The following is a 14,091-nucleotide window of genomic DNA, read 5'->3' on the forward strand; positions in this document are numbered from 1 at the left end:
TAGGAATAGCACATGAGGAAAAGAATGAAAAAGAAATTTGCTGCAATATGTATTTCGTTGGCAATAACACTAACAGGACCGGGAATGTCGATGGTTACCATGACGTATGCTGACGAAATTACGAAAGAAAATCAACAAGATCAGGAAATATCTAATGATCAGAATAATACGAAAGACGGGGAAAACAGTAATACAAATGACGGAAAAGAGACAGAGAATGATTTAATACAGGGAAATGATTCTGACAGTTCACAGGAAAAAGCGGAAGAAAACATTACGGAAGAAGAGAGTAAAGAAGATAACATGGAGGCTCAGCAGGAAGAACCTTCAGAAGAAACAGATTCAGAAGAAGCGGTTACACAAAGAAAAGTATTAAATATTAATGATGGCTGGAACTTTTCAACGAATGATACATCTACTGCAGGCTGGAATTTCCCGTCGGGAGCAGGAAACGGAGTAGTGAATCTGCCTCATTCTTGGGAATATGTTCATCCGAGGCAGTCATATATTCCACAAATGAATTCAAAGACTGTTACATATGAGAAGACAGTTAATATTTCAGAAATAAAAAATAAAAATCTTTTTATTAAATTCTATGGTGCGGCAAGAAATACGGAAGTATTTATAGACGGAGAGAAAGTAGGTACGCATGTTGGAGGATATTCGGCTTTTGTTTTTGATATTACCAATTATGTACAAGGTAAGGATGAAATAACAATTAAGGCGAATGTTACTAATATTGATACGGTTTCAATACCAATTAATGTAGATTATACACAGTGGGGTGGAATTTACAGAGATGTTGAATTGATTTCAACAGATGACCAGTATATTTCATTAGAAGATTATGGCAATAAGGGAATCTATATAGATTCCAATGTAAATGGAACAACTGCTGATGTAAATGTGAAAAATGAGATATCTAATAAAAGTAATGACGATAAAGAATTAAAAATCGTAACAGATATTTATGATGCAGATGGCAATAAAGTTACTGGAACAGAGCAGAAAGTAACAGCTAAGGCCAATAAAAATGTTCAGCCATATAGTACAAAATGTCAAATTGATAATGTTCATTTATGGAATGGAACAAAAGATCCATATTTATATACAGCAAATGTAACAGTATATAATGAAAATGATGAAGTACTTGATACGGTTTCGGATAATTTCGGAGTCAGAACATATGAGATAAAAAATGGAAAATTTTATTTGAATGGACAGGAGTATGAGATTCATGGAGTCGGTATGCATCAGGACAGAGAAGGATATGGAAATGCTGTGCCGGATGATTTGAAGGTACAGGATATGAATCTGATGCAGGAGATGGGAGTTAATGCAATTAGAACATCGCATTATCCTCATTCACAATCAACATACAATTTAGCAGACGAGAGAGGTATGTTGGTTTATTGTGAAATACCGTATTATTTGTTGTTGTCAAATGCGGAATCTTATAAAACATCTATAAAAGAAGAGTTAAAAGAGATGATTCGTCAGGGCTATAATCATCCGTCGATTATGATGTGGGGAATCGAAAATGAGGTTTATCAGCCGGCATCTGCAGCTGCATTTGGAAAAGATTTTCAGATAAACGAAAATACATTAGTATCCTTCAATTCATCAGTTGCAAAGCTGGCTCAAAAAGAAGATACAACGAGATATATAGTTCAGGCTCAGATAGACAGTAGTAATGCAAATAAGGTATGTGCTAAATGGTCTAAAAATGGCAATGTAGACTATACCGGAGTGAATTTATATGTGGGATTTAAGTCATCTGTTTCCAGTGCAGATGATGAAGGAAGAAAAGAGATCACAGATACTCTGAATAGAAAACTAAATGAATATAAGCAGACGTACAATGCCTCTTCTATGATGATTACAGAGTATGGTGCAGGAGCTAATATAAATCAACACGCAACGATGGATGAAAATTTTTCATGGTCTTCTGATGATGCATCGAAAGATAAACATTACGAGGAATATCAGGCGTTTGTATTAGAGACATATTATTCATTGATTCAAAAGCGAAAAGATATACCGGTAAGCTTCGTATGGAATATGTTTGACTTCTCCTGCTATAGAAATGAAGGAGGAATCCCGAGAAGAAATACAAAGGGATTAGTTTGTTATGATCATACGACAAAAAAAGATGCATTCTATTTCTATAAAGCAAATTGGAATCAACAAGATAAATTTGTATATTTAACAAGCAAAAGGTATACGGAAAGGGATACAAAATATCAGCAGATAAAAGTATATTCCAATTGTGAAGGCGTGGAATTGTTTGTAAATGGACAGTCTGTTGGAAAAGGAAGAAAACAGCAGTCAGGTGTATTTGTATGGGATGACGTAAAGCTGGATGATATGAATACAATAAAAGCAGTGGGAACGTCCGATGGACAGACATATTCGGATGAAGTATCTGGAATTAAAGCAGAAAATAAAAATAGTGCTACAAGTATAAAATATCAGACACATATACAGAGTATCGGTTGGCAGGAAGCAAAGAAAGACGGACAGACATCAGGAACGATAGGAAAAGGCCTGAGAATGGAGGCTTTAAAGGTAAAACTTCAAAATAAAAAATACGGAGGAAATATCGAATATCGTACACATATTGCCCAGAAAGGCTGGCAGGACTGGAAAAAGAATGGACAGACGGCCGGAACGACAGGGGAAAAACTGGCGATGGAAGCCGTAAGGTTGAAGTTGACGGGGGAACTTGCGGAGCATTATGATATATATTATAGAGTTCATTCACAATCTTATGGTTGGTTAGGCTGGGCAAAAAATGGAGAAATAGCCGGAACAGCAGGCCTCGCAAAAAGAATGGAAGCTATTCAGATTAAGTTAGTAGAAAAAGGAGGAAAAGCTCCGGGAACAAGTGAAAAACATTATGTGTCTAATCAGGGAGTATTTTATCAGTCACATGTACAGACCTATGGCTGGCAGACTTGGAAACAAAATGGAGAAACAAGCGGAACCAGCGGACAGGCAAAACGTCTGGAAGCAATAAAAATTAAGCTGCAGAAAATGAAGGTATCTGGAAACATTGAATATCAGTCACATGTACAGACGTATGGATGGGAAAAGAGCTGGAAAAAGAATGGACAATTAAGCGGAACCAGTGGTAAAGCAAAACGTCTGGAAGCAGTGAAGATACGTTTGACTGGAGAAATGAAAAACAAATATGATGTATATTACAGAGTTCACGCACAAAGTTATGGCTGGCTTGGCTGGGCAAAGAACGGAGAAAAGGCCGGAACGGAAGGTCTTGCGAAAAGATTGGAAGCTGTTCAGATCGTACTGGTGGAAAAAGGTGGAGCAGCACCTGGAAGTACAGAAAAAACATTTATAAAGAAGTAAGATAGAGAGCTTTAGTATATGAAAGAAAAGTCATTTGAAGTATGAAGTATCCATATTTCAAATGACTTTTTCTGTTGCAATAAAGGATTTCGCTTGTTATGGAACTGTGTTATAATTAGGAAAAATGAAGAAAGGGAGGAAGAAAATTTGAAAAGTAAAAAAAGATTCATTGCCTGCATATGTATTATGAGTATGATACTTTCCGGAATAAGTGTATCTGCAGCCAATGATGCGGCTACTGAAGAAGGACAATCGATGGAAAGTAGTCAGACGGATCAGAACCAGCAACAGATGAATGACGAAGCTGATCAGGAAATAAACCAGGAAATAGATGGAACACAGGAACAAAGTGAATTAACAGAGAATCCTGATACACCCGAAAATACCACAGGTGAAAGAACCGTTGTAAGTGTAGATGGAAACGGAAATGTATTCGATGTTGAAGAAGAAACGGATGGAGTAGTAAAAGAAGATTTATCTAATAAGGCAAGAGCTGCGGCAACCTATATTGTAAATTTCCGGGCGAATGCAGCAGGTGCTTCGGTTGGAAATAATACTACAGAATACAAAGAATACAGTACGAACGCCGCAGGTTACTGCTATGGTGGAGCGGGAGCTGATGCAGCATATCTGGGCACTGAAAACGGAAAAGTGAAATTTATGCAAAGTGGTGTTGTAGGATTAGTAGACCAGTCCAAAGTTCAGGTTGTTAATTTGAATTCAGCAAAAAGTTATAGCAACTATTATGCAGATGGTTCTTCTATTATCCATAGAATCTGTATGGATATGACGACACCGGGTTATGGCGGATCAGTTAATGTGGGACCACAACAGTCTTATATGAAGACGGGGACCACATATTACAGCTATGACGGACATTATTTTTATACTAATTACGTGACAATGTTATCTGATTACAAGAGTAACACAAGAAAAAATTCTATTAACCCCAATAACCCGTATTATAATTATTATCAATATCTTCCGCTGCGTGGAAAGTCATCGTATTCTGCAAATGAACTTTCTACAATTATTAATAAACATGCTCAGAGCAGCTCAAAAATGTATAATAAAGGGGCGGCATTTGTAAATAATCAAAATTCATATGGAGTAAATGCATTGCTCATGACAGGTGTAGGTGCGTTGGAAAGTGCTTGGGGAACAAGCAGTATTGCAAAGCAAAAAAATAATTTGTTTGGACTGAATGCAGTCGATACATCGCCTGGCCAGAGTGCGAATACATTTTCAAGTGTGGATGTATGCATAAAAGATTTTGCAGAAACTTATATGTCAAAACAATATTTAAGAGCCGGATGGGCTTATTATCACGGAGGCTTTTTAGGAGATAAAGCGAGTGGTATTAATGTAAGCTACGCATCAGATCCTTATTGGGGTGAAAAAATCGCCGCTCTTGCATGGAAGATGGACAGTGAGGGAGGAAAGAAAGATCAAAATAAATATTCGATAGGTATTAAGGATGTTGTATCAACAGCACATACAACATTAAATGTACGAAAAGAAGCAAGTACTTCTGCTACAAGTCTGTATAATACGGGAACGTCCTCCAATTATGCATTCCTGATATTGGGAGAATCTGGAGATTTTTATAAAGTGCAGAGCGATCCGGTGTTAAAAGCGAACAGAGAAGGAATTGAAAGTACTTCCGGAAAATATAATTCATCTTCTATGTATGCTTATGCAAGTAAGCAATATATTAAAAAGATTAATACAGGTACCTCTGGATCAAATGGAGGAAACACAGTACCAGACACTAAGGAAACAGGAGTAATTTACAGCACACATGTACAGTCAGATGGCTGGCAGGCGGCTAAAGCCAATGGTGAAATATCTGGAACAACAGGTGAAGCAAAACGATTAGAAGCGATAAAGATTCAGCTTTCTAATATTGGTGATACCGGTTCGGTACAATACAGTACACATGTGCAGTCAAATGGCTGGAAAAACTGGGTATCGGATGGTGCGATCGGTGGAACGACGGGCGAAGCAAAACGCATGGAGGCAATACGTATCCGTCTGACGGGTGAAGCAGCAAATCATTATGATATTTACTATCGTGTACATACGCAGACATATGGCTGGCTTGACTGGGCAAAAAATGGAGAAATTGCGGGTACAACAGATGGTGCAAGACGAATGGAGGCAATACAGATAAAATTGGTTTCAAAAGGAAGTCCGGCACCTGGCAGTACAGTACAGGCATATGTACAACCATTAACACAGTACTCGGCACATGTGCAAACAGATGGCTGGAAAGAAAGTGTATATGGAGGTGGTTATGCCGGGACGACAGGCGAAGCAAAACGTATGGAAGCTTTCGGAATGAAATTGACAGATCAGAAATACTCAGGTGGAATTAAGTATCAGGCACATGTTCAAAGTAGTGGCTGGCAAGGCTGGAAAACGAATAATGCAGTAGCAGGTACGGTTGGTGCTGCAAAAAGAATGGAAGCCATAAGAATTGAACTTACAGGAAAAATGGCTCAAATGTATGACGTATATTATCGTGTACATGCGGAAACATATGGCTGGCTCGACTGGGCAAAAAATGGAGAGATAGCAGGAACAACAGGATGTGCAAAACGATTAGAATGTATACAGGTTGTTCTGGTAAAAAAAGGTGCGGCGGCACCAGGTAATACTCAAAAAACGCATGTGATCAAATAAAGTCATATTATGAAAAGGAGGCAGGATCATGTATAAGAAAATAATATCACTGACTGCAATTGTGGCAATGATTGTTACATTAGTTATGCCGGCCAGGGCATATGCTGACGAAACACAGGCAGAATCACAGCCTGTATTAAAATATTCGGTATTAATGTCAGGGGCTTCTGAGTGGCAGGAAGCAGACAATGGAGAATATGTGGGTGAGCCAGAGAATAAAGATGCTGAAATATCCAAATTAAAATTAGATGTTTTGGATTCTGTAACAGAGGAAAATTTGAATGGAATCACATATTCGGTAGCAGATTCAGAGGGAAATTGGAACGAGTATGTAACGGCCGGCCAGGAGACTGGATTTGACAGCGAACAGAAGATAGCTGCGTTCAAGATAAAATTAACAGAAGAACTGGCTGAAAAGTATAATATTTACTATCGCGCATATGTTCAAACTGATGATCAGAGTGAAGGACAGTGGCTTGGCTGGGCCGAAAATGATTCCCCATCCGGAACTAAAGGATATGATTGTGGCATAAAGGCCATTCAGGTTCAGCTGACAGAGAAAAGTACAAATGTCGATTTAGACACAGCAAATTCATACATAGTAAAGACGGATATAGTACCGGAGGAAACAGTGAAGGTGGTATATCAGGCTCATGTAGCAAAAATCGGCTGGCAGAAAAAAGTAGAAGATGGCGCACTGGCAGGAACGGAAGGAAAGGCGCTTTCTATTGAGGCGTTAAAGATTAAGCTTGCCGGATTATCAGAAGAAGATCAAAAAGACAGTAAAATTATATATAAAACTCATGTACAGTCATATGGCTGGCAGAAAGAAGTAGAAAACGGAGCACTTGCAGGGACAACCGGACAGGGAAAGAGAGTAGAAGCAGTATCTGTTCGTCTGGAAGGTGCTATAGCAAAAAAATATGACGTGTACTATCGTACGCATATACAGAGCTTTGGCTGGCTTGACTGGGCAAAGAACGGAGAAAAGGCCGGAAGCAGTACTTATGGAAAACGTTTAGAAGCAATTGAGATCAAATTAGTGAAAAAAGGTGAAAGTGCACCAGGAAGTACGAAGAAAGCTTATCAGGTACCAAGAATTCAGTATCAGACCCATGTACAGTCTATTGGATGGCAGAAAAAAGTAAGTGATAATCAGATTGCAGGGACAACCGGACAGGGAAAAAGAATTGAGGCAATAAAGATTACACTTCCGGATTCTGACTATACAGGAAATGTAGAATATCAGGCATATGTACAGGGAATTGGATGGCAAAGCTGGAAAAAGAATGGTGAACTTGCAGGAACAAGCGGTCAGAGTAAGAGAATTGAAGCAATCAGAGTGAAGCTGACTGGTGAGATCGCAAAGTATTATGAAGTGTATTACAGTGTACATCTGGCAAAGATTGGCTGGTGTAATTACGAATCTGCAGGAAGAGTAACAGGAACAATTGATCTTAGTAAGAAGATCGAGGCATTGAAAATATGCCTTGTGAAAAAAGATGCAGAAACGGCTCCGAATACAAGTGGTGTAAAATATGTGGAAGGATATAAGAGTGGTAACTTCTATTATAATGGATATATCAAAGGTGTAGGAGCGACAGGCAATGTATCGCAAGGAAATACAGTAGGGACAATCGGAAAAAAACAACAGCTTCAGAGCCTTACATTATATCTGGATCAGTCAAATAAACTTGCACCATCAGGAACGATTCAATATGCGACACATATTGCAAAAGAGGGCTGGAAGGACTGGTCTGATGCAGGTACAACCAACGGGGCATCTACAGGAACAAATGGAATGGAAGCTGTGAAAATCAGACTTACCGGTAATCTTGCCAAATATTACGACATATATTATCGTGCACATGTACAGGGATATGGCTGGCTTGGCTGGGCAAAAAATGGCCAGGCAGCAGGAACATCAAAAATCGGATACAGAATGGAAGGATTACAGATTCGCCTTGTATCAAAAGATGCAGCAGCTCCGGGGAAAAATGCTAATTATTATACAGAAAAGAAAAAGACTGCGACAATAGCAGTTAAAGACCAGATGCATCTGAAAGCATTGGCGTATGCAAGTAACACACGGTATCTCATTCTGGTAGATACGACAGCCAACAGAGTAGGAATTTATAGCGGTTCAGTCGGTAAATGGAATGAAGTGAAAAAGTGGGTTTGTACTACAGGAGCAAAATCAACTCCGACAGTGAAAGGAACATTTACTGTACAGGGAAAAGGAAAATCATTTGGATCTGGATATACATGCTGGTATTATACACAGTTCTATGGAAATTACCTGTTCCACTCCGTACTGTATAAACAAGGAAGTATGTCTGTAATTACAGATGGAAGACTTGGAATCAATGCATCACACGGATGTGTTCGATTAAACATTAATAATGCAAAATGGATATATGATAATATTCCGCGAGGAACAAAAGTTGTAGTATATTAGCAATAAAGGCAGGTCATTTGACCTGCCTTTGTTATACACAAATCTTTTTGTGAAATTCGGATTAATCTCGTTGGAAAAGATCACGGGTATATACTTTGTCCTTAACATCGTCAAGAACCGGATTATATCTGTTGGCAATAATAGCCTGAGAAAGTTTTTTGAACTGCTCTAAATTATTGACTACTTTGCTTCCAAAAAATGTGGTTCCATCTTCCAGGGTTGGTTCGTAAACGATGACAGTAGCTCCTTTTGCTTTGATTCGTTTCATGACGCCCTGAATACTGCTCTGACGGAAGTTGTCGGAATTGCTCTTCATCGTAAGACGGTAAACTCCTATAGTACATTCTTTTTCCTGGGCAGCAGAATAATCACCATGATTGTTATAATCATAATATCCGGCGAGATTGAGAACACGATCAGCAATAAAATCTTTTCTTGTACGGTTGCTTTCGACAATTGCGGACATCATATTCTGAGGTACATTATCGTAATTGGCCAGCAATTGTTTGGTATCTTTTGGAAGACAGTATCCTCCATAACCAAAAGATGGATTGTTGTAATGCGTTCCGATTCTCGGATCGAGACATACACCGCTTATAATATCTTTGGTATTGAGTTCTTTCATTTCTGCATAAGTATCCAATTCGTTGAAATAAGAAACACGTAATGCAAGGTAAGTATTAGCAAAGAGCTTTACGGCTTCGGCTTCCGTAAATCCCATGAACAATGTATCAATCTGCTCTTTAAGAGCCCCTTCCTGAAGAAGTGCTGCGAATGTATGAGAAGCCTTCACCAGTCGTTCATCGGAAGAATCGGTAGATACGATGATCCTGCTTGGATAAAGGTTGTCATATAAAGCTTTTGATTCTCTTAAAAATTCTGGACTGAAGATAATATTAGCTGTGTTATATTTTTTGCGGACAGATTCGGTATAGCCCACAGGGATCGTTGATTTGATGACCATGATCGCATTCGGATTTACCTTTAATACAAGTTCGATGACTGCTTCTACTGCAGAAGTGTCAAAATAATTTTTGTTACTGTCATAATTGGTTGGAGCAGCAATGACGACGAAATCAGCATCTTTATAGGCGGATTCACCATCAAGAGTAGCAGTCAGGTCAAGATCCTTTTCGGCAAGGTATTTCTCGATATAATCATCCTGAATAGGGGATTTTCTGTTGTTGATCAATTCTACTTTTTCAGGAATGATATCTACAGCAGTTACGTGATTATGCTGTGCAAGTAATGTCGCGATGGATAATCCGACATATCCGGTTCCGGCTACCGCGATATTTAAAGGTGAAGGAGAAGGAAGCTTGGTATTGCCGGCATCAACAAATAATGTCTGGGGTTCAAAATCAAGCGTTTCTCCTAATTGCTCTAATTGAGGAATAGAAGGAATAAAATCTTCTTTTTCCAAACGTGAGATCATAGAACGGTTGATCCCTGTGATATCTGCAAGATCCTGCTGGGTCATGTGTTTTTCTTTTCGACGATTTGTTACAAGATTTGCGAGAAGTGATTGTGATAGTTTTTTCATGATTTGATATCCTTTCATTTATAATGAATACTAAATGTTATTTAAAACAACGTTTGAATTGAAATGACATAAATATTGTATCATGAACGTAAGAAAATCACAATGTTTTAGTGAAAAAATAGAAATTAATGTTATTGAAAATAACAATCAAGGAGAAGACCAATGGCATTGTAAAAATAATTTTATCTCTTTTATATAAATTTGAGATGGTGTAATATTAGTGTAGGATAAAAAACGGGGACCGAAAGGAATAGTATTATGAAAAAAGTATAAAAAGATGGTTATTCTTTGTGTGTATAATTGCGATCATGCTAATAAGTACAAAATACAAGGCTTATGCAGCAGACAATATCTGTGTTGATAATCTTAAGGTCAATGGTTTGACGGAGGCATTTGGACAACCTTTAAGTAATATACGGTTTTCGTGGGAAATCCAGACAGGACTTAATAATGTGAATCAGACAGAGTACCATGTTGTATTTGCAAATACCAGAAATGAATTAGAAAATCAAAATTATATCTATGATTCAGGCTGGGTGAAATCTGAAGAAAATACGAATGTAACTGTAGGGTACAAATTTTCGGAAAATCAATTGTATTACTGGAAAGTACAGGTGAAAGATAATCAGGGAAATATCAGTGACCTGTCGGAAGAACATTGCTTTTCAACAGAAATTGGAAATGCTTGGAATACCAATCAGGCTATATGGAGTAATGGCGGAGATTTTACTTTTTTCAGATGGAAAAAAGTCTTGATCTGTCTAATGTAGAAAAAGTCTTGTTTGCAACAACGGCAACTTCGCCGGAATATAGCAGACAATATGTGTATAACTTATATGTGAATGGTGAGTCGATAGGAGTTGGTCCGACAAGACTGGACGGGAATAACTTATACTATAATGTCTATGATATTACGGACAGTCTGACAAACGGACAAAATGTGATTGGCTGTGCATGCTATGCAGAACAAAGGAGAGCATTTTTGGGGCAGCTTATATGTTATTACAAAGATGGAACAAAAAAGATCATGGCCAATACAGGAACAGATAGAAAAGAATGGACGAGTCTGAACGGAGATGAAGCATATGGAAATAATTCGACGAATGTAGGTACAAAACAATACTATACACAGACCGCTGAAAATCTGAACAGCAGTAAATATCCAAAAGGATGGCTTTTGCAGGCTTACAATGATGAAAAATGGACGCAGCCGAGTGCAAGCGGTGAAATGAAAAATTATCAACTGTGTCCATATAAATCCGGTGTTGTTAACCGATATAGACAAAGTCCGGCAGAAATAAAAAAAATAGCAGAGAGCAGATATGTGATTGATTTCGGAAACGAGATGATTGGTAATGTGTCGGTACAATTATTGGGCCTTACATCGCAGAAATGGAGTGTCGGATATGGAGAAGAACTGAATCCTGATGGTAGTGTAAAAAGTGAGATGAGAACGGGAAATATATACAGGGAAACATGGAATCTGACTCCGGGTTATCAGGAAATGAGTACAATTAATATGAAAGCATTCCGATATATGGAGATAACCGGCTGCACTGAAAAATTATCTATCAATAATATTACAGGATGGCAGGTAAGACAGAAAACAGAAAATCAAGAATTACAATTTTCTTCTAATAATTCAATTCTGAATGACGAATATAATTTGGCGAAGAAAACGATTGAAAATACAAGCCAAGATATGTATGTAGATACACAGAGCAGAGAAAGCCAAAATTATGCAGGTGATACGTTCATTAATATGATGACAGCAACTTCAATGAATTTAAATTATTCTCTGGCGGCACATTCTGTAGAATATGCGTTGAATCATCCTACATGGCCTTCAGAATATATGCTTTATACAGTATAGGCTGCATGGAAGTATTATCTGTATCCCGGGAATATTGATTTCTTAAATGAAAGAGCTAATCCCCCAGCTATGCTGGGGCGAATAGTGTAGTAGTGACGTTGTAGAATGTATAATAAAGCCTCCTATGCTACAATAGTAAAGGTGTCTCAAGCCAATACTAAAGAGAATAGGAGGCGGTCCAACGTGGACAGTAGTAGTTTATCACATACAAGGTACAAATGCCAGTATCATATAGTGTTTATACCAAAGTATAGAAAACGAATCATGTACGGAAGATTACAAGCAGATGTAAGAAAAATAATAAAAAAACTGTGCGATTACCGGAATATAGAAATAGTAGAAGGTGCAGTATGTGCAGATCACGTACATCTATGTTTAAGTATTCCACCAAGTGAAAAAGTGTCAGATGTGGTAGGTTACATTAAAGGAAAAAGTGCATTAATGATACACGACAAATATCCGGAAAGTGTAAATGGATGGTCAAAAGCCTTTTGGGCCAGAGGGTATTATGTTGCAACAGTAGGCAATATCACAGAAGATGCGGTAAAAGAATACATTCAGCAATAAAAAGAAGAATCGAAAAGAGAAGATACTAGAAGATAGCCTCTTTTAGAGGCCAGCCGGTATATGTGCTTGAGGCATCCGGCTTCCAGGCGTTGCAGGCATAGGCCCCTTATAGGGGCAGAATCAAACCACCAGTTGAACTGGTGGTTCATGACTCAGAAAGTGTACAATTCGGGAACAGGAAGATTCGCGGATGGTCTGACGAAAGCAGGCGCGAGAATAGAACATTATGCACAGCATGCAACAGCATTCGCACTGGCCAATCAGGTATATGAAAATCAGAAGATGGCGGTGAAGATGGCTGATTCGTTAAAGAATGAAGGAATCAATAAAATGAGTATGTATGGAACCTTCTTCTTATTACAGGGACTCTACAACAGTAATCAGGGAGTTCTTGCACGGCAGATCATGAGTAATCCAAGTGATTACACTGGAAGCCGTACATGGGCGAATATGATGTATAATACCGGAGCAACACTGACGACAGAAGCTTGGGACAGTACCATAAAGTCTAATATGTCATACAGCCATGCGTGGGGAAGTGCCCCGGGCACATGGCTGATACAGGGATTGTTCGGAATCAAACCGACAGAACCGGGATGGAATGAAGCAGAGATAAAATTACAACCCGGAGGAGTGGAATCCGCTTCGGTGAGTGTACCAACTACAAAAGGCAAAATAAGTGCAGACTATAAGATTGAAGAGGACGGAACCATTACACTTCAAATGAAGATTCCTTCCAATATGAAAATGAAGATTATAATTCCGGGAACAGAAGGACAGACATTAAGGATAAATGGGACGGAAACAGAAGTTGCTTACAATACAGAAGGATATTTGGAGACAACACTTTATGGAGGTAGTTATCTAATTACAGGGGGGCAGTCTGCGATAGATAATTCCGAATTAAAAGAATGCCAAAATATTGTATACAGAAGTTGTGGAAAAGACTGGAGTGCTTATGAAACCGATGGCGGAACAACAGGAAAGTCTCAGCCGTTGCATAAGATTCAGATGAGACTGAATCAGATAGATGGAAATGTAAAATATTCTGTTCATGTCAATAGTAAAGGCTGGCTTGGCTGGGCAAAGAATGGCGAACTTGCCGGAAGTTCCGGAATGGCGAAAAGACTAGAAGCAATCGAGATAAAAGTTGTTCCGAAAGGAGAAAACATTGACAGAGGAAGAAATGCTTACTACAGTAAGGAACAAACATTGAATACAGAGTAGACGGTAATCGATGAGGAACAGTCGAATGAAGAGATTACGCAGGAACCGGAAAATGACGATGTGATAGAGAAAGAAAATCCGGATAGTAGTGATAATAAAGATCTGGAAGAAATAACCGGAGAGGATAATGAAAAAGGAGATGATGAGATAGAGGAAAAGAGCGAAGAAAATTTGAGAGAAGAATAAGTAAGTTGATTCGCAAAAGAATGTTGAAGAAAGCAAATACAAAAAAAGCTTGTAATTGAATAAAAGTCTGATATAATAATGAAGATAGAGGGATGGAATATAAAATATCAAAATACAATAAGTAAGATAAAAGGTATGTACCTCTTGCCAAGAAAGTAAAAAGCAAAATGTACTCATGCAATT

The 14,091-nt window shown here is 38.3% G+C and carries 9 protein-coding genes; 8 read left to right on the plus strand and 1 reads right to left on the minus strand.

Annotation, left to right across the window (positions count from 1 at the left end; all coding sequences use genetic code 11):
• The first annotated feature begins 24 nt into the window (after positions 1-24).
• The 3 genes from NQ508_RS04610 (at position 25) to NQ508_RS04620 (ending at position 8,512) form a co-directional block, all read left to right on the plus strand.
• Positions 25-3,369 carry a glycoside hydrolase family 2 TIM barrel-domain containing protein gene (locus NQ508_RS04610; protein ID WP_022415611.1) on the plus strand — a complete coding sequence of 1,115 codons (3,345 nt, stop codon included), beginning with the start codon at positions 25-27 and terminating at the stop codon, positions 3,367-3,369.
• Positions 3,370-3,516: 147 nt separating this feature from the next.
• A complete protein-coding gene (locus tag NQ508_RS04615; protein WP_049940543.1) occupies positions 3,517-6,054 on the plus strand; it encodes a glucosaminidase domain-containing protein in 2,538 nt (845 codons plus the stop codon).
• 28 nt (positions 6,055-6,082) lie between these two features.
• Positions 6,083-8,512: a L,D-transpeptidase family protein gene (locus tag NQ508_RS04620; RefSeq protein WP_006428615.1), complete on the plus strand. Its 2,430-nt coding sequence runs from the start codon at positions 6,083-6,085 to the stop codon at positions 8,510-8,512.
• Positions 8,513-8,573: 61 nt separating this feature from the next.
• Here NQ508_RS04620 and NQ508_RS04625 read toward each other — a convergent pair whose 3' ends face one another.
• On the minus strand, positions 8,574-10,055 hold the full coding sequence (locus NQ508_RS04625) for a nucleotide sugar dehydrogenase (RefSeq protein WP_044920521.1): 1,482 nt from the start codon (positions 10,053-10,055) through the stop codon (positions 8,574-8,576).
• 308 nt (positions 10,056-10,363) lie between these two features.
• Between NQ508_RS04625 and NQ508_RS04630 the strand changes: the two genes are divergently transcribed.
• The 5 genes from NQ508_RS04630 (at position 10,364) to NQ508_RS04650 (ending at position 13,908) form a co-directional block, all read left to right on the plus strand.
• Complete coding sequence (locus tag NQ508_RS04630) at positions 10,364-10,825, plus strand: glycoside hydrolase family 78 protein (RefSeq protein WP_006428613.1); 462 nt, start codon at positions 10,364-10,366, stop codon at positions 10,823-10,825.
• The gene (locus NQ508_RS04635; RefSeq protein ID WP_006428612.1) at positions 10,795-11,928 is read left to right on the plus strand and encodes a family 78 glycoside hydrolase catalytic domain; all 1,134 of its coding nucleotides are present in this window, start codon (positions 10,795-10,797) and stop codon (positions 11,926-11,928) included. Before NQ508_RS04630 ends, NQ508_RS04635 begins: the two co-directional genes overlap by 31 nt.
• Positions 11,929-12,111: 183 nt before the next feature.
• A complete protein-coding gene (gene tnpA / locus NQ508_RS04640; protein WP_044920514.1) occupies positions 12,112-12,495 on the plus strand; it encodes an IS200/IS605 family transposase in 384 nt (127 codons plus the stop codon).
• Between the two features lie 147 nt (positions 12,496-12,642).
• Positions 12,643-13,722 (plus strand): alpha-L-rhamnosidase C-terminal domain-containing protein, encoded by a 1,080-nt coding sequence (locus tag NQ508_RS04645; protein WP_006428610.1) that lies wholly within the window; start codon positions 12,643-12,645, stop codon positions 13,720-13,722.
• Positions 13,723-13,782: 60 nt separating this feature from the next.
• Positions 13,783-13,908 (plus strand): hypothetical protein, encoded by a 126-nt coding sequence (locus NQ508_RS04650; protein WP_006428609.1) that lies wholly within the window; start codon positions 13,783-13,785, stop codon positions 13,906-13,908.
• Positions 13,909-14,091: the final 183 nt, after the last annotated feature.

Origin of the sequence: Dorea longicatena, assembly GCF_025150085.1 — a bacterium.
Lineage (GTDB): Bacteria > Bacillota > Clostridia > Lachnospirales > Lachnospiraceae > Dorea_A > Dorea_A longicatena.

Bases quoted from the DNA above. Each gene is read 5' to 3' on its own strand.
- NQ508_RS04610 (WP_022415611.1), top strand. From the start codon at position 25: ATGAAAAAGAAATTTGCTGCAATATGTATTTCGTTGGCAATAACACTA.
- NQ508_RS04620 (WP_006428615.1), top strand. From the start codon at position 6,083: ATGTATAAGAAAATAATATCACTGACTGCAATTGTGGCAATGATTGTT.
- NQ508_RS04625 (WP_044920521.1), bottom strand. From the start codon at position 10,055: ATGAAAAAACTATCACAATCACTTCTCGCAAATCTTGTAACAAATCGT.
- NQ508_RS04630 (WP_006428613.1), top strand. From the start codon at position 10,364: ATGCTAATAAGTACAAAATACAAGGCTTATGCAGCAGACAATATCTGT.
- NQ508_RS04635 (WP_006428612.1), top strand. From the start codon at position 10,795: ATGGAAAAAAGTCTTGATCTGTCTAATGTAGAAAAAGTCTTGTTTGCA.
- NQ508_RS04645 (WP_006428610.1), top strand. From the start codon at position 12,643: ATGACTCAGAAAGTGTACAATTCGGGAACAGGAAGATTCGCGGATGGT.